The sequence below is a fragment of the Methylobacterium jeotgali genome (genome assembly GCF_022179345.1).
Taxonomy (GTDB): Bacteria; Pseudomonadota; Alphaproteobacteria; order Rhizobiales; family Beijerinckiaceae; genus Methylobacterium; species Methylobacterium jeotgali.
The window spans coordinates 1-21,452 of sequence record NZ_BPQR01000043.1; the positions used below are offsets into that span (position 1 = coordinate 1).

Consider the following 21,452-nt stretch of genomic DNA (forward strand, 5'->3'; position numbering starts at 1 on the left):
GAAGCCGAAGGCGTCGAGGAAGCGGCGCAGCTCCGCGTTGTTGTGGGCGCCGAAGCTCTCATGCGTGCCGAACGGGTCCGGCACCTTGGTCAGCGGCAGGTTAAGGGCCTTGGCCAGGAGGTCCTGGTTCGGCACGTTGGTCGGCACCTTGCGCAGGCCGTCCATGTCGTCGGAGAACGCGATCAGCCGGGTCGGCACGGCGTCCTTCGTGAGCACCCGGAAGGCATGGCGGACCATGGAGGTGCGGGCCACCTCGCCGAAGGTGCCGATATGCGGCAGGCCGGAGGGGCCGTAGCCGGTCTCGAACAGCACTTCTGATTTCGGCTTGCGCTCCAGCCGCGCGACGAGCTTGCGGGCCTCCTCGAAGGGCCAGGCGGCGGCCGTGGCGGCGGCGTCGAGGATGTCGGGGTCGAGGCGGAGGGGCGCGGTCATCGGGCCTGAACGTGGATTTCGGGGGAACGGCCTACCTACGGAGGCCCCCGCGCAGGGTCAACGCGGGCGCCGCTCCCTCAGAACGGCCCCACGGGGAAGAAGCGCAGGTACAGCTCCGCGTAGCGGCCGTCGTCGAAGACCCGCTGGAGGGCGTCGTCGAGGGCGCGGGAGAGGGCCGCGTCCTCCCGGCGGGTGACGAAGCCGATGCCTTCCCCGAAGTAGCGGTTCTCCAGGTAGTCGCCGCCGGTGAAGGCGCAGCAGCCCGCCGAATCCGAGCCGCCGAGCCAGAGGGCGAGGTTGAGCCCGTCGGCGAAGAGGTAGTCGGTCTCGCCCCTGCGGAGCGCCGTCTCGGCGGCGCCGAGATCGCCGAACTCGCGGGTCTGCGCCTTCGGGAAGAACGCCTTGAGGTAGGCGGCATGGGCGGTCCCGCCGACGACGCCGACGCTGCGCCCGGCGAGCGCGGCCGCCGAGGGCGCGGGCAGGTCGCGCCCGGTGCGGACGACGAAGCGGGCGGGCCAGCGGAAATAGGGGCGCGTCGCCAGGAAGTTCGCCCGGAGCGACGGCGTCAGCGGGATCGCGGCGGCGACCACGTCCCCCTGCCGCTCGCTCAGGCCGTCGAGGAGCGTGTCGAAGCGGCGGGTCTGCACCGTGCAGGTGATGGAGAGCCGCTCGCAGACCGCGCGGGCGAGCTCGACCGCGAAGCCCGTCGGCGTCCCGTCGGGCCCGGCGAAATGGAGCGGCGGGAACTCGTCGTCGGTAAGGAAGCGGACGGCCCGGCTCGTCGCCGGCGCCTCGACGCGCTCGCCGCGGCTGCGCGGGTTCCAGAAGTTCGGGATGGTCACGCTGGGCTGCGCGGGCGCCGGCTCGGCCCTCGACTGTGGCGCGAGCGCCACGCCGGCCAGCATTGCCGCTGCGATGGCGCCGACGGCACGGTACAACCTGCGGCGGTTCGTTGACGCTTCGTTAACGCTCATGGTGCCCTGGCGCGGCTCCGGGCGGGGCTGGCTCATCCGCCCGGCTGTAGCACGCTTGCGAGCCTCCGGGAGCGGCCTCGTGTCGTTTCTGCCCCTCGATCCGGGACCGTGCCAGGCGGTGACGCTGCCGCCGGAGATCGCGTTCCTGCTCGTCGAGGGCCTGCCGGTCGCGACGCTGGCCCGCATCGCCGAGGTCGCGCAGGAGGCCGGGACCGATGCCGCCGCGGTCGCGATCCACGCGAGACTGATGGGCGAGGACGCCTACTACCGCGCGCTGGCCCGCCATCTCGGCCTGCCCTTCCTCGACGGCGCCATGGCGCTCGATGCCGGCATCGCCTTTCCCGACACGCTGATCGCCGGCTCGGCACCCCTCGCTCCGGGGCAGATCGCGCAGCGGGTTCTGGCGCCGCGCACGGCCGAGATCGGGGCGCTGCTCGCCACGGGCTGGCTCGGCCTGCGCGGGGCCGCGCTGACGACGCCGCTGCGCCTGCGCGAGGCGGTGCTCGCCGAGGCGCCTGAGGCCGTCGCCGCCTACGCGGCCGACCATCTGCGGACGCGGCGGCCGGACTGGTCGACCCATCCGGGCCCGAGGCCCCAGGCCTTCGCGCTCGCCGCCGTCCTGCTCGCCGCGGCCGCCATGGGGTTCCATCTGCTCCCGGCCTGGATCGCCCTCGGGATCGCGCTGCTGGCGCAGGCCCTCGTGCTCACGATGACGAGCTTCCGCCTCGGTGCGCTTCTCATCCCGGGCCGCACCGAGGCCGCGCCCGAGGGGACGCCGCTCTCCGTCCGGGAGCTGCCGGTCTACACGGTGCTCGTCGGGCTCTACCGGGAGGCGGCGGTGGTGCCGCGCCTCGTCAAGGCGCTCAAGGCGTTCGACTATCCGGCGATCAAGCTCGACATCAAATTCCTGATCGAGGCCGACGACGGCGCCACCGCCGCCGCCCTCGCCCGCGAGGACCTGCCGGCGCATTTCGAGGTCCTGACGGTGCCGCCGGGGCTGCCGCGCACCAAGCCCCGCGCGCTGAACGCCGCCCTGCCGCTCGCCCGCGGCGCCTGCCTCGTCGTCTACGACGCCGAGGACGTGCCCGAGCCCGGCCAGTTGCGCCTCGCTGCCGAGACCTTCGCCCGCGCCGACCGGCGCACCGCCTGCCTCCAGGGCCGGCTCGTCATCGACAATGCCCACGATTCCTGGCTCACCCGCTGCTTCTCCCTAGAGTACGGCGCGCTCTTCGATGTGCTCGGGCCGGCGCTCGCCGTCTGGAGGATGCCGACGCCGCTGGGGGGAACCTCCACCCATTTCCGCACGGCGGTGCTGCGCGAGGTCCATGGCTGGGACGCCTGGAACGTCACCGAGGATGCCGATCTCGGGATGCGTCTCGCGGTCGCCGGCTACCATGTCGGCGACCTGCCGAGCCCGACCCTGGAGGAGGCCCCGGCCGATTACGGGCCGTGGCTGCGCCAGCGCACCCGCTGGATGAAGGGGTTCATGCAGACCACGCTGACCCACGGCCGGCATCCGCTGCAGACCCTGCGCCGCCTCGGTCCCCTAGAAGGGCTCTGCGCCGTCGCCATGCTGCCCGGCACGGTGCTCTCGGCGCTGCTCTACCCGCCGCTTCTCGCGGTCGCCCTGTACGATTTCCTGCTCGTCGGCCCGGCGCCGGAGCCCAGATTTCTGGCCAACCTTCCGGCCGGGGTGTCCCTCGCCGTCTTTCTCAGCGGGCTCGGGGCGATGCTGCTGCCGGCGGCGCTCGCCGCCCATCGCCGGGGCTGGCGGGACCTGCTCCCGAGCGTCTGGCTTCTGCCGGCCTACTTCGTCCTCGTCAGCCTCGCGGCGTGGCTGGCGGTGATCGAGCTGGTGCGCGCGCCGAACCGCTGGAACAAGACCGAGCACGGCGTCTCGCGCACCACGCGCTCGGGATTGCTGAAGCCCGTTCGCCCGGCCGGGCCCAAGTCGCCGGTCCATGATGGAAACGAGCCGAACGGCGCGCCGGCGCGGGCCTGAACGCGACGCTCGCCCTCAGAGCCGCTTGGCGAGTTCCGCCGCGCTCTCCTCCGGCGGCCGCTGCAGGTTGAGGGAGCTGACGAAGCGGTTGTCGCGGCCCATCACGTAGACCAGGGCGGTATGCTCCATGGTGTAGCCGCCGTCCTTGTCGGGCACCTTGCGGGCGTAGCCGCGATAGGCCTTCACCGCCGCCGCCACCTGCTCCGGGCTGCCGGTGAGGCCGGTGATGCGCGGATCGAAGCTCGACAGGTAGGCCTTCAGGTCCTCCGGCCGGTCGCGCTCCGGATCGACGGTGATGAAGGCCACGCGCATGTCCCGGCCCTTCCGGCCGAGCGCGCCGAGGACGTCGGTGACCTGCTGGAGCGTCGTCGGGCAGATGTCCGGGCAGTGCGTGAAGCCGAAGAAGACGAGGTGGGGCGCGCCCGCGAAGTCCCGCTCCGTGACCGTCCTGCCGTCCTGGTCCAAGAGGGTGAACGGGCCGCCGACGCTCGCCGTCTGCACGGGCGCCTTCTCGGGCGCCAGCATGAACACCATGGCTCCGCTGAGCCCGGCGAGGCCGAGGGCGAAGGCGGCGAGCGGCAGCAGGCGGCGCGTCCGGTCGGAGAGGGCCATGCGATCGTCCGGGGCTGGCGCGCGTCGCGTCCGCGCGGGAGGGCAGCCGAAAGCACGCGGACCGGCCCGTGCGCAAGCCCGCACGGTGTCGCTGCGCCCCTGCCGCCGTCAGGCGATGATGTCGGGGGTGAGTTGGTCCTCGATGTAGGAGATGCGGTCGCGCAGCGTCAGCTTGCGCTTCTTCAGCCGCTGGATCTGGAGCTGGTCGCCGACGATGTTGCGCTCGAGCGCCTCGATGGCGTGGTCGAGGTCGCGGTGCTCCTCCTTAAGGCTCGCCAGCTCCGCGGCGAACTCGCCCTGCCTGTCCTCGACCAACTCGACACCCTTCGCCGCTCGCTTCGTTCGGCCGGCACCCGGCGCGCGACCATGCGCCAGCCCCGCGGCCTCGGCAAGGATTCGTGAATCATCATCCAGAGCCGGTCTTCCACCGGACCGCGGACCGTGCCACTCTGCCCGTGTCGCCACGATGACAGGAGATTGCTCATGTCGCTGCAGACGCACCTCAACCAGCTCTCACAGAAGCACGAAGCCCTCGAGCGCGAGATCCAGGAAGCCATCCAGAGACCAGCCGAGAACGATCTGCGGATCGCCGAGCTGAAGCGGCGAAAGCTCTACCTCAAGGACGAGATCAGGCGCCTCCAGGACGGCGCTGGCACGATCCACTGACGCGACACCGACCATCTTGTCCCGAGTTTTCGCCGCCGCGCTGCAACCAGCGCGGCGGTTTTTGTTTGTCGCCGGCCTGCTGCCGGCCGATTGCGATCTGCGCCCGATTGCAACGCGATCGGGCGCGGCTCTAGAGGGAAGGCAACAGGAAACGCACCGGGGGAAAGCTCCATGACCGCCGACGCCCCCGCCCTGCCCGGCTCCTACGCCGCGGTTCATGCGGCCTCCCTCGCCGATCCCGAGCGCTTCTGGGGCGAGGCCGCCGGGGCGATCGACTGGGTGGAGGGGCCGGGCCGGGCCTTCGACGCCGAGGCCGGCGTCTACGGCCGCTGGTTTCCCGAGGCGAGGCTGAACGCCTGCCACAACCTCGTCGATCGCCATGTCGCGGCGGGCCGGGGCGGGCAGGCGGCGATCATCCACGATTCGCCCGCCACCGGCACGAAGCGGCAGATCACCTACGCCGCGCTTCAAGACGAGGTGGCGACGCTCGCCGCCGTGCTCGCCGGGCTCGGCGTGGCCAGGGGCGACCGGGTGATCCTCTACATGCCGATGGTGCCCGAGGCGCTGTTCGGGATGCTCGCCTGCGCCCGGCTCGGGGCGATCCACTCCGTGGTGTTCGGGGGCTTCGCGGCGAACGAGCTGGCGACGCGCATCGCCGACGCGGCCCCGAAGGTGGTTCTCGCCGCTTCCTGCGGCATCGAGCCGAGCCGGACCGTCGCCTACAAGCCGCTCCTCGATGCGGCCATCGCCGCCTGCCCGCACAAGCCCGACGCCTGCCTGATCCTGCAGCGCCCGCAAGCCCCGGCGGAGATGGTGGAGGGCCGCGACATCGATTGGTCGGCGGCGGTCGCGCGGGCGCGGGAGGCGGGTCGACGGGCGGGGTGCGTGCCCGTCGCGGCGACCGACCCGCTCTACATCCTCTACACCTCGGGCACGACGGGGAAGCCGAAGGGCGTCGTGCGCGACACCGGCGGCTATCTCGTGGCGCTCGCCTGGTCGATGGAGAACCTCTACGGCGTGCGCCCCGGCGAGGTCTATTTCTGCGCCTCCGACATCGGCTGGGTCGTCGGCCATTCCTACATCGTCTACGCGCCGCTGCTGATCGGCTGCACCACGGTGCTCTACGAGGGCAAGCCGGTGGGCACGCCCGATGCCGGCGCGCTCTGGCGGGTCGCCGCGGAGCACGGTGCCGCCTGCCTGTTCACGGCGCCGACGGCGCTGCGCGCCATCAAGAAGGAGGATCCCTCCAGCGCGCTCGCCCGCGGGTACGATCTTTCCGGCCTGCGCAGCCTGTTCCTGGCCGGCGAGCGGGCCGACCCGGACTCCGTCGCCTGGGCGGAGCGGGTGCTGGAGCGGCCGGTCGTCGACCACTGGTGGCAGACGGAGACGGGCTGGGCCATCGCCGGCAACCCGCTGGGGCTCGGGCTGCTGCCGGTCAAGCACGGCAGCGCCTGCGTGCCGATGCCGGGCTACGACGTCCGCGTCCTCGACGAGGGCGGGCGCCCGGTGCCGCCGGACACGATGGGCACCATCGCCATCCGCCTGCCCCTGCCGCCGGGCTGCCTGCCGACGCTCTGGGGCTCGGACGAGCGCATGCGGGCGAGCTATCTCGCGACCTTCCCCGGCCACTACGACACCTCGGACGCCGGCGTCATCGACGCCGACGGCTATGTCACGGTGCTGGGGCGGACCGACGACATCATCAACGTCGCCGGCCACCGCCTCTCGACGGGCGGCATGGAGGCGGTGCTCGCCGCCCACCCGGACGTGGCGGAATGCGCGGTCATCGGCATCCGCGACGCGCTCAAGGGCGAGCAGCCCTGCGGCTTCGTGGTGCTGAAATCCGGCGTCGAGCGCGCGCCTGACGAGATCGAGCGCGAGCTGGTGGCGCTGGTGCGCGAGCGGATCGGCCCGGTGGCGGCGTTCAAGCTGGCGCTGACCGTCAAGCGCCTGCCGAAGACCCGCTCCGGCAAGATCCTGCGCGCCACCATGAAGCGCATCGCCGACGCCGAACCCTGGACGATGCCGGCGACCATCGACGACGCCGGCGTCCTCGACGAGATCGGCGAGAGCCTGAAGGAACGCGGGATTTCCGGATGAACCCCTCTCCCCGCGGGCGGGGAGAGGGATCTTCACCCCTCGAACCGCTCCGGCCGGCGGTGCTCGCCGGTGATGCGGCGGACGGTGCCCGTGGAGGAGCGGTAGATCAGGGTCTCAGTCTCGATGAAGCCGGGCTTGAAGCGCACGCCGCGCAGGAGCGCGCCATCGGTGACGCCGGTCGCGGCCACGATCACGTCGCCGCGGGCGAGGTCGGTCAGCTCGTACTTCCGGCGCGGGTCCTCGATGCCCATGCGCGCCGCGCGGTCGCGTTTGTCGGCGGAATCGAGGATCAGGCGGCCCTGCATCTGGCCGCCAATGCAGCGGAGCGCGCCTGCCGCGATGACGCCCTCCGGCGCGGCACCCGTGCCGAGATAGATGTCGACGCCGGTCTCCTCCGGGCTCGTCGTGAAGATGATGCCGGCGATGTCGCCGTCGGAGATCAGGCGGATGCCGGCGCCCGTGGCGCGCACGGCGCTGATCAGGGCCGCGTGGCGGGGCCTGTCGAGGACGATCGCGGTGATCTCGGAGGGCTTCACGCCCTTGGCGCGGGCGAGCGCGGCGATGTTGTCGGCGGGGCTCGCGTCGAGGTCGACGACGCCCGCCGGGTAGCCGGGGCCGACCGCGATCTTGTCCATGTAGACGTCGGGGGCCGCGAGCAGGCTGCCGCCTTCGGCCAGCGCCATCACCGCGATGGCGCCGGGCATGTCCTTCGCGCAGAGGGTGGTGCCTTCGAGCGGGTCGACGGCGATGTCGAGGCGCGGTCCCGTGCCGGTGCCGAGGCGCTCGCCGATGAAGAGCATCGGGGCCTCGTCGCGCTCGCCCTCGCCGATCACCACGGTGCCGTCGATGGGCAGCGCGTTCAGCTCGCCCCGCATGGCGTCGACGGCGGCCTGATCGGCGGCCTTCTCGTTGCCCTGGCCGCGCAGGCGGGCGGCGGCGATGGCCGCCCGCTCCGTCACGCGGGCGAGCTCGAGTGAGAGGGTCCGGGAGACGATGGTGCCTCCGCCCGTGATGTCCGACGCAGCCATGACGCTCCTCGCCCCGTTCCGCCGGATTGATCCGGTCGCCGCGCCTCGCTTGGGCCCGTTCGCGGGATGCAGACGCGTTATGGCGGCAGGATAGCGCGGTTTTTGGCCGCCGCGGAACAATCCATGCGTGTTTCGTTAACGATCCGCGCAGCCCCTCCCCAGCCGGCGGCCTACTCGCGCTCGATGCGGATCACCTGCGGCGCCTCGGCCAGCAGCCCGTCGGCGGCGATGGCCTCCAGCGCTGCCCGGATCGTGCCCTCCGTCGCGGCGTAGGTGATGAGCACCAGCGGCACCGGCCGGCCGGAGCGGCCGTGCGGGTCCTCGCTCGCCGCGTGCTCGACCCGGCGCTGGAGGATGCTCTCCAGCGAGATGGCGCGCTCCGCCATCCGGGTCGCGACACCCGCCGCGACGCCCGGCCGGTCGTGGACCGTCAGGCGCACGTAGTAGCCGCCCTCGTGGCGGGCCATCTCCACCCGCGCGGCGGGGGCGAGCGCCGCGGCGGGCCGCCCGAGGGTCGGGCGCAGGATGCCGGCGGCGAGATCGGCGATGTCGGCGACGACCGCGGACGCCGTGGCCTGCCCGCCGGCGCCGGGGCCGATCAGCGTCAATTCGCCGACCGCGTCGGCGTCGATGGTCACCGCGTTCGTCACGCCCATCACCTGGGCGATGGCCGAGGATTTCGGGACCATGGTCGGGTGGACGCGCTGCTCGATGCCGCCCTCCGCCCGCTGCGCGACGCCGAGCAGCTTGATCCGGTAGCCCAGTTCCTCGGCCATGGTCAGGTCGAGGGGCTGCACGCCGGAGATGCCCTCGACGGCGACCCCCTCGGCGTCGATGGCGGTGCCGAAGGCGAGGCTCGTGAGGATGGCGAGCTTGTGGGCGGTGTCGAAGCCCTCGACGTCGAAGGTCGGGTCGGCCTCGGCGTAGCCGAGCGCCTGCGCGTCCTTCAGGCAGGCCTCGAAGGTTAGCCCCTCCCGCTCCATGCGGGTGAGGATGTAGTTGCAGGTGCCGTTGAGGATTCCGTAGACGCGGCTGACCTCGTTGCCCGGAAGGCCCTCGCGGAGCGCCTTGATCACCGGGATGCCCCCGGCGGCGGAGGCCTCGTAGGCGAGCGCCACGCCCCGCGCCTCGGCGGCCTGCGCGAGCGCGCCGCCGTGATGGGCCAGCAGCGCCTTGTTGGCCGTCACCACCGCCTTGCCGGCGGCGATCGCCGCCTCGACGGTGGCCTTGGCCGGCCCCTCGGCGCCGCCGATCAGTTCGACCACGCAGTCGACCTCCGCCGAGCGGGCGAGCGCGGTGGGATCGTCGAACCAGGCGATGCCCGAGAGATCGAGGCCGCGGTCGCGGTTCCGGTCGCGGGAGGAGACGGCGGTGACGGCGATGCGGCGCCCGGTGGCGGCGGCGAGCGCCTCGGCGCGCCGTGCGATCATCCCGACGACGGCCGCTCCCACGGTGCCGAGGCCGGCGACGCCGATGCGGAAATCCTGTGTCATGGCTTGCGTTCCGTGCCTGCCCGTCCGGCCGCTCCGGTGCCCGACGCCGCGCGCTTGGCGGCGGCCCGCGCGAAGGGCGGGGATATGCGGCCCGGACGGCGCGGCGGCGTTCTGCAACGAATTCCGGGGGGGCGCAAGGAACGCGCCCGCCCGTCAGGCCGCCGCCGCGCGAGGCGGCCTCCGTCCGGCCGCCGTGGCGACGAGCCCGTAGAGCACGCAGGCGTTGAGGCAGTGCCAGAGGAAGTGGCTGCCGAGCGGCCACGCCGCGCAGACCCCCCGGTCGAGGGTACGGGCGGCGAGCGAGACCAGGAACAGCGCGGCGACGGCGCCGAGACGGGCGGCGATGGCGCCCTCGCCCCTCGCCAGGGCGCCGAGGGACACCCCGGCCAGCGCCAGGATCGCGGGCAGGTAGCCGATCGAGCCGTTCGTGGCGGCGCTCGTGTCCAGGCCGGAAAGCCAGTCGAGCGCCGGGGTCAGCCCGAAGCCGAAGGCAAGGAAGGCGAGCGTCGCGGCGACCGCCCCCGGCCAGCCGAGCCCGAGGAAGCGGCGCAGGGCGAGGAGGAAGTAGCCGTGGATGAACAGCGCGATCGGGATCACGTCCGCGAGCATCGACCAGTGCACGGCGAGCGTGTGGAACAGGAACGAGCCGATCCCGACGATCCCGGTGAGGATGGCGAGCGCCAGCGCCGGCGGATCGCCGCGCACGTCAGCGCGCCGGCAGAGCAGCGCGGCGGCGATCAGGAAGGCCGCGTTGGTGAGCGCGTTGACGGGCTCCGCCCAGAAGGCCGGGCCCGTGCGCTCGCAATAGGCCATCACCGGCTCGAACCAGTCCACGCGCGATCCCCTCTCCGGCTCCTCGCCGCCTTGCCACCCGGCCGCGAAGGCCCGATGACGGCTTGCGGCCCGCGCGAGTTCCTCAAAGCCCGGGCCTCGGGGCGGCGGATGCGGATCACGACCTGGAACGTCAACTCGATCAAGCAGCGGATCGGGCACCTCGCCGCCTTCCTCACGGAAGCCGCGCCGGACGTGGTCTGCCTCCAGGAGCTGAAGAGCCAGGAGGCGGGCATCCCCCGCGAGGAGATCGAGGCGGCCGGCTACCGGATCGAGGCGGTCGGGCAGAAGGCCTATAACGGCGTGGCGCTCGTCGTGCGTCACGGGCTCGCGGTCGATGCCGTGCGCCGTGCGCTTCCCGGCGACGAGACGGACGAGCAGGCCCGCTACGTCGAGGCGCTCGTGACGGGCGAGGACGGCGAGCGGGTGCGCGTCGCCTCGATCTACCTGCCGAACGGCAATCCGGTGACGAGCGACAAGTTCGCCTACAAGCACGCCTTCATGGAGCGTCTGCGCCGCCACGCCCGCGCGCTGATGAAGGACGAGATCCCGGTGGTGCTCGCGGGCGACTACAACGTCATCCCCGAGCCGGAGGACGCCGCCGATCCGGCCGCCTGGGTCGACGACGCCCTGTTCAGGCCCGAGACCCGCGCCGCCTTCCGGGCGCTCCTCGCCGAAGGCTACACGGACGCGCTCCGGGCCTGCGATCCGCGGGCGGGGCTCTACACGTTCTGGGACTATCAGGCCGCCTGCTGGCCCCGGAACTTCGGGATTCGCATCGACCACCTGCTGCTCTCGCCCCAGGCCGCCGACCGGCTCGTGGCGGCTTCCGTGCAGAGGCACCTGCGCGGCCTCGACAAGCCCTCCGACCACGTGCCCGTCACGGTGGAGCTCGCCGCGGCCTGAGGCCATCGCTCCGCCGTCGTGACGCCCGTGCTAGGGAGCGGGCCCGACCCTCCGACACGGAGCAGCTTCTTGATCGTCTACGGCACCGGCTACTCGCCCTACGTGCGCAAGGTCCTCGTCTCGCTCGCCGAGAAGGGGCTGGCCTACGAGCACCGCCCGCTCATGTTCCACGATCCCGATCCGGCCTTCCAGGCGGCGAGCCCCCTCGGCAAGATCCCGGCGATCGACGATAACGGCTTCCTGCTCGCCGATTCCACGGCGATCCTGTTCTACCTCGACCGCCGGGCGCCGACGCCGACCCTGGTGCCCACCGAGCCGCAGGCGCTCGGGCGCGCCCTGTGGTTCGACAAGTTCGGCGACACGGAGCTGTTCGGGAAGCTCGTCGTGCCCTTCGTGGAGCGGGTCCTGAAGCCCAACATGATGGGCAAGCCCACCGACGAGGCCGCCGTCGCCAAGGCCCTCGACAGGGACCTGCCGCCGCTCTTCGACCATCTGGAGAGCGAGATCGACGGACCGTTCCTGGTGGACGACGCCTTCAGCATCGCCGACATCTCGATCGCGACGGGGTTCTACAATTTCGGGCTGGCGAAGGCCGAGATCGATGCCGGGCGCTGGCCGAGGCTCGCGGCCTACGTGAAGGCGATCCTGGCGCGCCCCTCCTTCGAGACGGCCATGGCCGCCCGCAAGAGCTGAGGGGAGCCGGTCAGGCGGCGTTCAGCGACGCCGCCTGATCGAGCCGACCGTCTGCATCTGGCTCTCCGCCTCGGCCCGGTCGTCGGCGCTCGCGGCGGCCCAGTTCTTCTCGTAGAGCGTGACGATCCAGTCGTCCTTGCGGCCTTCGGCGCCCTGGCGCGCCAGGGCGAGCCAGGCGAGGCCCCGTACCCGCTGGGCCGAGATGCCGCCCATGCCGTTGACGAGCAGGTCGCCGAGCAGTGCCTGCGCCGGGCGGTGGCCCTTCTCCGCGGCGAGGTTGAACCAGCGGGCCGCCTGCTTCGCGTCCGCCTCGACGCCGGTGCCGTCGAGGTAGAGCCGGGCGAGGTTGTACTGCGCGTTTGGGTCCCCGAAGTAGGAGGCCGCGTAGTTGAACATGTCGTAGGCGCGCTCGGGATTCGGGCGCACGTAGGTGCCCTTGATCCCGTCGAGGAAGTAGCCACCGAGCGCCGTGAAGGCGCTCGACACCACGCCGGAATCCGGTGCGTCCGGCCCGTCGTCGGTGTTGGCGTCGGCGATCTTCGAGAAGTACTCGAAGGCCTTGAGGTCGTCGTGGGGCACGCCGTCCCCGTCCGCGTACATGCGGCCGAGCTTCCACAGGGCGAGCGCGTGGCCTTGCCCGGCGGCGTATTCGAGGGCGCGGGCGGCGCCCTCCTTGTCGCCGGCATTGTACTCGCGCACGCCGGTGCGCAGGGCCTCGCGGGCCGAGCGGTAGCTGCGCTCGGGGACCGGCGTGCGGGCGCTGGCGTCGAGCGCGTCGGCGACGGGCGCGGCGAACAGGCAGCCGAGCGCCATCGCCGCGGCGAACCCGAAGGCGCGCATCGTCGCGGATGCCCGGTGCCGACACGGATCGGCCCCGGCCGGCCGCGAGGGCCGGCTAAGGTCAGTCCTAGATGTCCGCATAGGTCTGCGTCTCCTTGGCGCCCCCCGGATGGGTGACGGCGCCGTTGACCGCGGGTCCGACGGTCTGCGCGTATTTCCAGAGGTAGCCCGAGGTCGCCCCGTTCTCGCGGGGCGCCCACGCCTTGCGGCGCTCGGCCAGCTCCGCGTCGGAGAGCGCCACGTCGAGGGTGCCCTTGATGGCGTCGAGCGTGATCACGTCGCCGTCGCGCAGCAGCGCGATCGGGCCGCCGACGGCGGCCTCCGGGCCGACATGGCCCACGCAGAAGCCGCGGGTGGCGCCGGAGAAGCGCCCGTCCGTGATGAGGGCGACCTTGTCCCCCATGCCCTGCCCGTAGAGGGCCGCCGTGGTCGAGAGCATCTCGCGCATGCCAGGGCCCCCCCTCGGGCCCTCGTAGCGGATGACCAGAACCTCGCCTTCCTTGTAGGTGCGGCTCTGCACGGCCTCGAAGCAGGCCTCCTCGCCGTCGAAGACGCGGGCCGGGCCGGTGAAGACCTGCTTGTCGAGCGACATGCCGGCGACCTTCACGATGGCGCCCTCGGGGGCGAGGTTGCCCTTGAGGCCGACGACGCCGCCGGTGGGTGTCAGTGGCTTGTCGGCCGGGCGCACCACGTCCTGGTCCGGGTTCCAGGCGACCTTCTCGAGGTTCTCGGCGATGGTGCGGCCGGTGACGGTCAGGCAGTCGCCGTGCAGGTAGCCGTGGTCGAGGAGCGTCTTCATGAGGAGCGGGATGCCGCCGACCTCGAACATGTCCTTGGCGACGTAGCGCCCGCCGGGCTTCAGGTCGGCGACGTAGGGCGTCTTACGGAAGATCTCGGCCACGTCGAACAGCGTGAACTCGATGCCGCACTCGTGGGCGATCGCCGGCAGGTGCAGCGCCGCGTTGGTCGAGCCGCCCGAGGCCGCGACGGTGGCGGCGGCGTTCTCCAGCGACTTGCGCGTGACGATGTCGCGGGGGCGGATGTTCCTGGCGAGAAGCTCCATGACCTGCTCGCCGGCGGTCATGCAGAATCTGTCGCGGATCTCGTAAGGAGCGGGAGCGCCGGCCGAGTAGGGCAGCGCCAGGCCGATGGCCTCGGAGACCGTGGCCATGGTGTTGGCGGTGAACTGCGCGCCGCAGGCGCCGGCCGAGGGGCAGGCCACCTGCTCGAGCTCGTCGAGATCGTCGGCGGTCATGTCGCCGACGGCGTGCTTGCCGACCGCCTCGAACAGGTCCTGAACCGTCACCGGACGGCCCCGGAAGGAGCCGGGCAGGATCGAGCCGCCGTAGATGAAGATCGAGGGCACGTTGAGGCGCACCATCGCCATCATCATGCCGGGCAGCGACTTGTCGCAGCCGGCCAGGCCCACGAGCGCGTCGTAGGCGTGGCCGCGCATGGTCAGCTCGACCGAGTCGGCGATGACCTCGCGGGAGGGCAGCGAGGCGCGCATGCCGGCATGCCCCATGGCAATGCCGTCGGTGACGGTGATGGTGCAGAACTCGCGCGGGGTGCCGTTGGCGGCCGCGACGCCCTTCTTCACGGCCTGGGCCTGGCGCATCAGCGAGATGTTGCAGGGCGCGGCCTCGTTCCAGCAGGAGGCGACGCCGACGAGCGGCTGGTGAATCTGCTCGCGGGTGAGACCCATGGCGTAGAGGTACGACCGGTGCGGGGCGCGCTCGGGCCCCTCCGTCACGTGCCGGCTCGGCAGCTTCGACTTGTCGGTGATACGCGCGTCCATCATCGGTCCCGTCACCCCTCACACCACGCAGCGGGAGGCCCGGGGCCGCTGCGCCGTTCCCGAGGGGCCGGCGCGCTCTGGAATCCCTCGGGAACCCGGCGGTAAAGCGTTGGGGTGACTGCCGTTTACCGCCGAGGCTGAGGTGGTCCCGGATCGTGGCGGGATCGCGGCGGATGCAGGCGGGTCTCGGGGCAAACTCGGGATCAATTCGCGGTGTTGCGACCTCGCAACAGCCACGCTTTGCTCCTTGAGGAACCATCGCGAGAACGGGCTTCTCGCGAGCGCCGGACCGCGCCGGCCGCCCTCCTCCGGGGATCACGGGATCGGCTGATCCTGTGATCCCGGCAGCCTCAGGGGCGCGGCACCAGCAGCACCGTCAGCGAGCGCACGCCCTGAGCGCCGTGGATGAGCACGCCCTCGATGTCGGCGGTGGCCGAGGGGCCGGTATGGAGGACCGCGTAGGCGGATTGCCCGAACTCCGGCCTCAGATAAGCCGCCTGCACGTTCGGCAGGATGTCAGCGGGGTCGAGGAGCACCACGAGATGCTGGGCGAGGTAGGCTACCGCGTTCACGACGAGCTGGCGCTCCGTGAAGAGCACGGAGCCGGTCTCGGCGATGCCGAACACGGCGCGCACGATGGCGACGTCCACGTCGGCGAGGTCTCCGGGCTGCATGACGGAAGCGAGGTCGCGGTTGCCGGCGTATTCCGGCACCGCCGAGGCCACGACCCTGGCGCCCTGGAGCCGCTCCCGCACCGGCCCGAACGGATCGCCGCCATCCGCGTCCGCGACGCGCCCGCCCATGCGCTTCAGGCGCTCGCCGAACTCGGCGACGAGATCGGGACCGACCAGCGGCGTGAACAGCGGCACCTCCGGCAGCGGATGCGCGCCCGCCGGCCGGTTCGCCCGGAGGGTGGCGAGGATCGCCTCCCGCGCGCTCACGCGTCCTGCCCCGTCTTCTTCAGGCGCTCGCGCTTGTACCAGGCGTGGAAGGTCTCGCGGGGGGCCTCGGGCATCTCGCGCTTCTTCCCCCAGGTGTTGAGCGGGTTGTAGACGGCGAAGCGCGGCAGGACTTTCAGGGCCGAGTCCGCAGCCCCGATCGCGGCGCGGTAGGCGGCCGGTCGGGCGAGCACGGCGCCGGCGGCCTTCATCATCCCCTGCTTCAAGGCGGGGATGTAGTGCTCCTCCGCCAGCACCTTGCGCCACGCAAAGATCTGCTCGTGGATGTTGATCTTCACCGGGCAGACGTTGGTGCAGGAGCCGTTCATGGTCGAGGAGAAGGGCAGCGTGGAGTATTTACGCTTGTTGTAGGTCGGGTCGATGATGAGCCCGATCGGCCCGGCATAGGTCGCCCCGTAGGAGAGCCCGCCGGAGCGGCGATAGACCGGGCACGTGTTCATGCAGGCCGCGCAGCGGATGCATTTGAGCGAGGTCCAGAACTCCTCCATCCCGAGCCGGGCGGAGCGGCCGTTGTCGACGAGCACCATGTGCATCTCGGTGCCGGCCCGCGGCCCCCGGAAATGGGAGGTGTACTGGGTGATCGGCGAGCCCAGCGCCGAGCGCGAGAGCAGGCGGATGAAGACGCCGAGATACTCGATCCGCGGGATTAGCTTCTCGATGCCGATCGAGTGGATCTGCAGCTTCGGCACGTTGCCGGAGAGGTCGGCGTTGCCCTCGTTGGTGCAGGTGACGACGCTGCCGGTCTCGGCCACCGCGAAGTTGCAGCCGGTCATGCCGGCATCCGCGCTGAGGATATGCGGGCGCGTCGTCTCCCGCTGGCTCTCGGCGAGGTAGTGGACGTCGTCGTTGTCCGGATCGGTGCCGAGCGTCCGCGCGAAGACCTCGGCCACGTCGAGGCGGGTCTTGTGCACGGCCGGCACCACGATGTGGCTCGGCTCCTCCGCGTCGAGCTGCTGGATGCGCTCGCCGAGATCCGTCTCGATGATCTCGATGCCGACGCCGGCCATGTAGTGCCGGAAGCCGCACTCCTCGGTGAGCATCGACTTCGACTTGATGAGGGTGCGCGCCCCGTGGTCGCGCATGATGGCGTGGACGATGCGGTTGTGCTCGGCTCCGTCCGCCGCCCAGTGGACGTGGACGCCGTTCGCCTTCGCCGCCGCCTCGAACTGCTCGAGATACGTGTCGAGGTTCGAGAGCGTGTGCGCCTTGATCTGCGAGGCGAGCTCGCGCAGCTCCTCCCACTCGGGGATGCCGTGGGCGGCCGCGTCCCGCTTCTTGCGCAGGTCCCAGAGGCGCTCGTCATGGGCCTTCTGGTGAAGCGGCGCGGCGAGGAAGCGCTCGGCCGCCTCAGCCTGGTCAATCGGCCGGTCGCCGCGGATCTTGGCGCCCCTCGGCTGCGGCTCCCGCTCGCGGCGTGCGGCCGGCTCGGCGCTGAGGGGCCGGCTCGCGCCCTCGGCATGGGCGAGGCGGCCGCCGTCCTGGCCGCGCTCGCTCTCGTCGCCGGCCTTGGCGACCTCCGGGTTGACGAGACGCTCCTCGGCGCCGCGGGGACGCAACTCGTCGCTCGCGCTGCTCATGGCATCTCCCCGCATCCGCTCATGCCGCGGCTCCGTTCAGCACTTGCGCGATGTGGATGAACTTGAGCGGCATGCCGAGGCGCTCGGCGCAGCCCTTCTGGTGCATCAGGCAGGAGGAATCGGCCGAGACCACGTAGGCAGCCCCGGCCCGGGACTGATCGGCCACCTTGTCGTAGCCCATCTTGGCCGAGACCGCCGGCTCGAACACGCTGAAGGTGCCGCCGAAGCCGCAGCACTCGTCGGGCCGGGCGAGATCGACGATCTCGATGCCCTCGACCTTTCTCAGGATATCGAGGGGCTTCGAGAAGAACGGCTTCTGGATCTCGCTCGGCCGGGCGTGGCCGATGCCGCGCAACGCGTTGCAGTTGGCGTGATAGGCGACCCTGTGCGGGAAGGAGGCCCAGGGGAAGGCCTCGACCTTGAGCACGTCGTGGAGGAACTCCACCAGCTCGAAGGTGCGCTCGCGGACGGCCTTCACCTCCGGCGTCTGCGGGATCGCGGTGAGGTGCTCGCGGACCTGGTGCACGCAGGAGCCCGAGGGCGCCACCACGTAGTCGAAGCCCGTGAAGTTCTTGACGAACAGCGCCTCGGTGGCGGCGGCCTCGGCGTGGCAGCCGGTGTTGGTCATCGGCTGGCCGCAGCAGGTCTGGTCGAACGGGTAGGAGACGTCGAGGCCGAAGCGCTCGAGAAGCTCGAGGGTGGCGATGCCGACCTCGGGCTCGAACGCATCCACGTAGCACGGCACGAACAGGCCGACGCGCATCGGGAAACCTGTCTTCCAGTCTGGAACGGGTCGAAACTCCGCTCCGGTCTATCGGATCAGGTTGGTCTTGGCGAGGTCGAGCACCGAATCGCCCCGGCCGCTCATCACCGCGCGCAGGAGATAGAGGCTGAAGCCCTTCACCTGCTGGCCGTCGATCTTCGGCGGGATCGACAGCTCCTGGCGCGCCACGACCGCGTCGAGCAGCGCCGGGCCGTCATGGGAGAGCACGTCGCGGACCGCCCCTTCCAGCTCGGCCGGGTCCTCGACGCGCACGCCGTGAAGGCCGGCGGAGCGGGCGAGCGCGGCGAAGTCCGGATTCTCCAGGCTGACGCCGGTCTCGATGTAGCCGGCCGCCTTCATCTCCATCTCCACGAAGCCGAGGCTGCCGTTGTTGAAGACCACGATCTTCAGGGGCAGCCCCTGCTGGCGAAGCGTGAGGAGGTCGCCCATCAGCATCGCGAAGCCGCCGTCGCCGGAGAGCGAGACCACCTGCCGTCCGGGCTGGGCCGCCTGCGCGCCGATTCCCTGCGCCACGGCGTTGGCCATCGAGCCGTGGACCCAGGAGCCCAGCAGTCGGCGGCGCCCGTTCATGTGCAGGTAGCGCGCCGCCCAGATCGTCGGGGTGCCGACGTCGGCGGTGAAGACCGCGTCGTCCGCGGCCGCCTCGCTCACGAGCTTGGCGAGGTACTGGGGGTGGATGACCTTGCCGCCGGACTTCAGGCCGAACCAGCCCTTTGCGGGCGTGCCCGTGGCGAGCTCGTCGAGACCCTCGCGGGCCTTGCGGTAGTGCTTCAAGCTGGCGTCGAGCCAGGCGCGGTCGGCCTTGGCGGAGAGGCGCGGCAGCAGCGCGCGGATCGTCTCCTTGACGCCGCCGACGAGGCCGAGATCGAGCTTGCAGCGCCGGCCGAGCTGCTGCGGGCGCAGGTCCACCTGCGCCACCTTCGCCTCGGTCGGGTAGAACTGCTTGTAGGGAAAGTCGGTGCCGAGCATCAGCAGCACCTCGCAGCCCTTCATCGCGGCGTAGCCCGAGGAGAAGCCGATGAGGCCGGTCATGCCGACGTCGTAGGGGTTGTCGGGCTCGACGAACTCCTTGCCGCCGAGCGCGTGGACGATCGGGCTCTTCAGGGTCTCGGCGAGCTGGAGCAGCTCGGCATGGGCACCGGCGCAGCCGCGACCGCAAAGCAGCGTGACCTTCGAGGCGCCGTGGAGCATCTCGGCCAGCGCATCGAGGGAGGCGTCGGAGGGGACGACGCTCGGGGCCGCCGGGATCAGGCCGGGGTTCGGTGCGATGCCCCGCCTCGGCGCGTCCTTAAGCGCCACGTCGCCGGGGATGATCACGACCGCGACGCCGCCGAGGCCGATCGCCGCCCGCATGGCGTTCTCGAGGACGAAGGGGAGCTGCTCGGGGCTCAGGACCGTCTCGCAGTAGTGGCTGCACTCCCGGAACAGCGCCTCGGGGCGCGTCTCCTGGAAGTAGCCGCCGCCGATCTCGGCCGAGGGGATCTGCGCGGCGATGGCGAGCACCGGCGTGCGCGAGCGGTGGCAGTCGTAGAGGCCGTTGATGAGGTGGAGATTGCCCGGCCCGCAGGAGCCGGCGCAGACCGCGAGGCGCCCGGTGAGCTGCGCCTCGGCGCCCGCAGCGAAGGCGGCCGCCTCCTCGTGGCGGACATGGACCCAATCGATCTTGCCCCGCGCCCGGATCGATTCCGTGATGCCGTTGAGGCTGTCGCCCACGACGCCGTAGATGCGCTGGACGCCCGCCTGCTGAAGGGTCTCGACGAAGAGGTCGGAAACGGTCTCGATGGTCATGGCGCGCGGCTCCCGGATAGCGACACCCGAACCCACGGACGCGCCGCCCGTTCCCGCAGCCCTCCCCTGCGCCGGAAGACCGGACCCGGACCGTCTCGTCCGTGCCGGCCCGGGTCCGCGCTCAGTCGCGGATGTCGGCGGCGTTGCGGGCGATGACCGCGAAGAGGTCGGCGAGGCCCGCGAGGCTCGCCGCCTGGAGCTGCGCCGCCGGCACCAGGCTTCCGTCCGTCCCCGGCAGGTCGCGGGTCGCGGTCGCCGAGGCCACCACCGTCGGCCGGAAGCCGAGGCTGAAGGCGCTGCGGGCGGTCGAGTTCACGCACATATGCGTCATGAAGCCGGCGAGGATCAGGTCCTTCACGCCAGTCCTCTCCAGGCGCTCGGCGAGGTCGGTGCCGACGAAGGAGCTCGGCAGCGCCTTGGTGATGACGGGCTCGCCGTCGAGCGGGGCGACCTCGTCGCTGATCTGGCCGATCGGCGCGCGCACGTCGTAGGGCGTGCCGGGGCCGGCGTCGTGGCGCACGTGGATCACCGGGATGCCGGCCTCCCGCGCCCGCATCAGCAGCACCCGCGCCTCGGCGATGGCGGGCTCCACGCCGGAGAGGCGCATCACCCCCTCCCGGTAGGTGTTCTGGAGGTCGATCATCACCAGCGCCGCGCCCGCGAGACGGGCGGGGTCGGCGGGCAGGCCGGAGAGGCCGCGCAGGGTCTGGGCTTCGCTCATCGTCATACTCTCCCGAACGGACCCCGAGATGACGCCGGCCTGCCGCGCGGCGCAAGCCGACCTTGGTCGATGCGTTTGCCCTTTCCCCCTCGGGCGCTCAGTTCGCCACGGGCTTCGCGCCGATCTCCAGCCGGTAGATCGTGGTCGGGAACCGGATGGCGCTCCTGCCGCCGTTCATGATCGGCGCGCGGTTCATCTGGGCGGCCGGGATCCAGAGCCCGCCGGCGGCGTCGATCCACATGGCGTCGCCCCAGACGAGGCGCGGATCCCGGACGAGGGTCGAGACCGCCCCGTCCGGCGCGATGGCGAGGATGCGCAGGCCGTCGGTGTCGCTCGCGTAGATCGTCCCCGCCGCGTCGATGGCCGTGCCGCCGGTGGAGCCGATTTCGGCATGCACTGAGACGTGCTTGGCGCGCTCCGCGTCGCTCGCCTCTTCGTCGTCGAGCCAGCGGGTCGGGATCTTGTAGAGAGGGCCCGTGCAGGGCTGGTAATAGAAGGTCTGGCCGTCCGGCGAGACCTCGAGCTGGTCGGCATGGACCTGGACCGGGCCGCCATCCTCGCCGACGAGCGGGCGCCCCTCCCCGGTCAGGGGCCGCTGCGCCACCGTCGAGGGATGGCCGTCGAGCACGCGCCGGACCCGGCCGCTGTCGAGGTCGAGCACGAGGATCGCCGGCGCGCCGGCATCGGTCAGGTAGACCCGGTGGCCGTTGAAGCGGAAATCGTCGACGAAGCTCTTCGGGCCCGTGCCGGACCCGAGCGGATAGACCCGGCGCACGCTGTTGGTCGCGAGATCGATCCGCACGAGCTTCGGCCCGCCCGGCAGCGGCGCGCCGCCGAAGCTGTCCGAGCCCTTGTCGACCGCCCAGAGGTCGCCGTCCGGCCCGATGCGGATGGCGTTGAGGCCGACGAAGGCGCTCGCCGGATCGTCGCCCGGCTTCCACGCGTTCCAGGCGGCGTTCGGGTAGGGCACGGGCTTGCCGTCGACCCATTCGCCGAGCTCGATTCCCTCGCCCTTCGTCTGGCGTTGGAAGGGCGAGAACAGCCGGCCGTCCTGCGAGCGGGTGATGCCGTTGAAGACGAGATCGGGCGAGGACAGCACTGGCTGAAGGGCGCTGCCGGGGTAGCGGTCGGCCGCGACGGCAGGTGCCGTCGCGGCGATCGCGATTCCCAGGGCGAGGGCCATGCGCCTTGCGTATACCCCGGCCGCGCGTGCAGTATCTCTCCGGTGAAAGATCGGACTTGCAATAT

Annotated in this window: 19 protein-coding genes and 1 pseudogene; 5 read left to right on the top strand and 15 right to left on the bottom strand. The window is 71.8% G+C overall.

Annotated features, from left to right (window positions below):
- Positions 1 to 432: pseudogene (gene lysK, locus MFF04_RS12970) on the bottom strand (lysine--tRNA ligase); the annotation flags it as partial.
- A gap of 77 nt (positions 433 to 509) precedes the next feature.
- A complete protein-coding gene (locus MFF04_RS12975) occupies positions 510 to 1,337 on the bottom strand; it encodes a transporter substrate-binding domain-containing protein (protein ID WP_238276534.1) in 828 nt (275 codons plus the stop codon).
- A gap of 148 nt (positions 1,338 to 1,485) precedes the next feature.
- Here MFF04_RS12975 and MFF04_RS12980 point away from each other — a divergent pair, with 148 nt between their 5' ends.
- Positions 1,486 to 3,408, top strand: a complete 1,923-nt coding sequence (locus MFF04_RS12980; RefSeq protein ID WP_238276369.1) for a glycosyltransferase family 2 protein — start codon at positions 1,486 to 1,488, stop codon at positions 3,406 to 3,408.
- Positions 3,409 to 3,423: 15 nt separating this feature from the next.
- Here the strand turns inward: MFF04_RS12980 and MFF04_RS12985 are convergent, their stop codons facing one another.
- The gene (locus tag MFF04_RS12985) at positions 3,424 to 4,020 is read right to left on the bottom strand and encodes an SCO family protein (RefSeq protein ID WP_238276370.1); all 597 of its coding nucleotides are present in this window, start codon (positions 4,018 to 4,020) and stop codon (positions 3,424 to 3,426) included.
- A 108-nt stretch (positions 4,021 to 4,128) separates the two neighbouring features.
- Complete coding sequence (locus tag MFF04_RS12990; protein WP_238276372.1) at positions 4,129 to 4,335, bottom strand: YdcH family protein; 207 nt, start codon at positions 4,333 to 4,335, stop codon at positions 4,129 to 4,131.
- Between the two features lie 168 nt (positions 4,336 to 4,503).
- On the opposite strand from MFF04_RS12990, the gene MFF04_RS12995 reads away from it, so the two are divergent.
- Complete coding sequence (locus tag MFF04_RS12995; RefSeq protein ID WP_164064717.1) at positions 4,504 to 4,686, top strand: YdcH family protein; 183 nt, start codon at positions 4,504 to 4,506, stop codon at positions 4,684 to 4,686.
- A 171-nt stretch (positions 4,687 to 4,857) separates the two neighbouring features.
- Complete coding sequence (locus MFF04_RS13000; protein WP_238276374.1) at positions 4,858 to 6,786, top strand: propionyl-CoA synthetase; 1,929 nt, start codon at positions 4,858 to 4,860, stop codon at positions 6,784 to 6,786.
- A 32-nt stretch (positions 6,787 to 6,818) separates the two neighbouring features.
- Here MFF04_RS13000 and glpX read toward each other — a convergent pair whose 3' ends face one another.
- The 3 genes from glpX to MFF04_RS13015 all read right to left on the bottom strand — a co-directional run bounded on the left by glpX (position 6,819) and on the right by MFF04_RS13015 (position 10,120).
- Positions 6,819 to 7,814 (bottom strand): class II fructose-bisphosphatase, encoded by a 996-nt coding sequence (glpX, locus tag MFF04_RS13005; protein WP_238276376.1) that lies wholly within the window; start codon positions 7,812 to 7,814, stop codon positions 6,819 to 6,821.
- A gap of 170 nt (positions 7,815 to 7,984) precedes the next feature.
- Positions 7,985 to 9,307, bottom strand: coding sequence for a homoserine dehydrogenase (locus tag MFF04_RS13010; protein ID WP_238276377.1), 1,323 nt, complete (start codon positions 9,305 to 9,307; stop codon positions 7,985 to 7,987).
- A gap of 153 nt (positions 9,308 to 9,460) precedes the next feature.
- Positions 9,461 to 10,120, bottom strand: a complete 660-nt coding sequence (locus MFF04_RS13015; RefSeq protein WP_238276536.1) for a ceramidase domain-containing protein — start codon at positions 10,118 to 10,120, stop codon at positions 9,461 to 9,463.
- Between the two features lie 129 nt (positions 10,121 to 10,249).
- Here MFF04_RS13015 and xth point away from each other — a divergent pair, with 129 nt between their 5' ends.
- A complete protein-coding gene (gene xth / locus MFF04_RS13020; RefSeq protein WP_238276379.1) occupies positions 10,250 to 11,044 on the top strand; it encodes an exodeoxyribonuclease III in 795 nt (264 codons plus the stop codon).
- Positions 11,045 to 11,113: 69 nt separating this feature from the next.
- A complete protein-coding gene (locus MFF04_RS13025; protein WP_238276381.1) occupies positions 11,114 to 11,737 on the top strand; it encodes a glutathione S-transferase family protein in 624 nt (207 codons plus the stop codon).
- 21 nt (positions 11,738 to 11,758) lie between these two features.
- Here the strand turns inward: MFF04_RS13025 and MFF04_RS13030 are convergent, their stop codons facing one another.
- From MFF04_RS13030 to MFF04_RS13065, 8 genes are all read right to left on the bottom strand, one after another.
- Positions 11,759 to 12,550, bottom strand: a complete 792-nt coding sequence (locus tag MFF04_RS13030) for a tetratricopeptide repeat protein (RefSeq protein WP_373320055.1) — start codon at positions 12,548 to 12,550, stop codon at positions 11,759 to 11,761.
- 94 nt (positions 12,551 to 12,644) lie between these two features.
- Positions 12,645 to 14,375 carry a dihydroxy-acid dehydratase gene (gene ilvD, locus MFF04_RS13035; RefSeq protein WP_238276538.1) on the bottom strand — a complete coding sequence of 577 codons (1,731 nt, stop codon included), beginning with the start codon at positions 14,373 to 14,375 and terminating at the stop codon, positions 12,645 to 12,647.
- A 350-nt stretch (positions 14,376 to 14,725) separates the two neighbouring features.
- Positions 14,726 to 15,316, bottom strand: a complete 591-nt coding sequence (locus MFF04_RS13040; RefSeq protein ID WP_238276384.1) for a LutC/YkgG family protein — start codon at positions 15,314 to 15,316, stop codon at positions 14,726 to 14,728.
- Positions 15,313 to 16,911: a lactate utilization protein B gene (locus MFF04_RS13045; protein ID WP_238276385.1), complete on the bottom strand. Its 1,599-nt coding sequence runs from the start codon at positions 16,909 to 16,911 to the stop codon at positions 15,313 to 15,315. The genes MFF04_RS13040 and MFF04_RS13045 overlap by 4 nt, the downstream gene beginning before the upstream one ends.
- A gap of 19 nt (positions 16,912 to 16,930) precedes the next feature.
- Complete coding sequence (locus MFF04_RS13050; protein ID WP_238276386.1) at positions 16,931 to 17,674, bottom strand: (Fe-S)-binding protein; 744 nt, start codon at positions 17,672 to 17,674, stop codon at positions 16,931 to 16,933.
- 48 nt (positions 17,675 to 17,722) lie between these two features.
- Entirely contained in the window at positions 17,723 to 19,483 is a 1,761-nt protein-coding gene (gene poxB, locus MFF04_RS13055) for a ubiquinone-dependent pyruvate dehydrogenase (protein ID WP_238276387.1), read from the bottom strand.
- A gap of 121 nt (positions 19,484 to 19,604) precedes the next feature.
- Positions 19,605 to 20,204 carry a cysteine hydrolase family protein gene (locus MFF04_RS13060; protein ID WP_238276388.1) on the bottom strand — a complete coding sequence of 200 codons (600 nt, stop codon included), beginning with the start codon at positions 20,202 to 20,204 and terminating at the stop codon, positions 19,605 to 19,607.
- Between the two features lie 97 nt (positions 20,205 to 20,301).
- Positions 20,302 to 21,387, bottom strand: a complete 1,086-nt coding sequence (locus MFF04_RS13065; protein ID WP_238276389.1) for an SMP-30/gluconolactonase/LRE family protein — start codon at positions 21,385 to 21,387, stop codon at positions 20,302 to 20,304.
- Positions 21,388 to 21,452 lie beyond the last annotated feature (65 nt).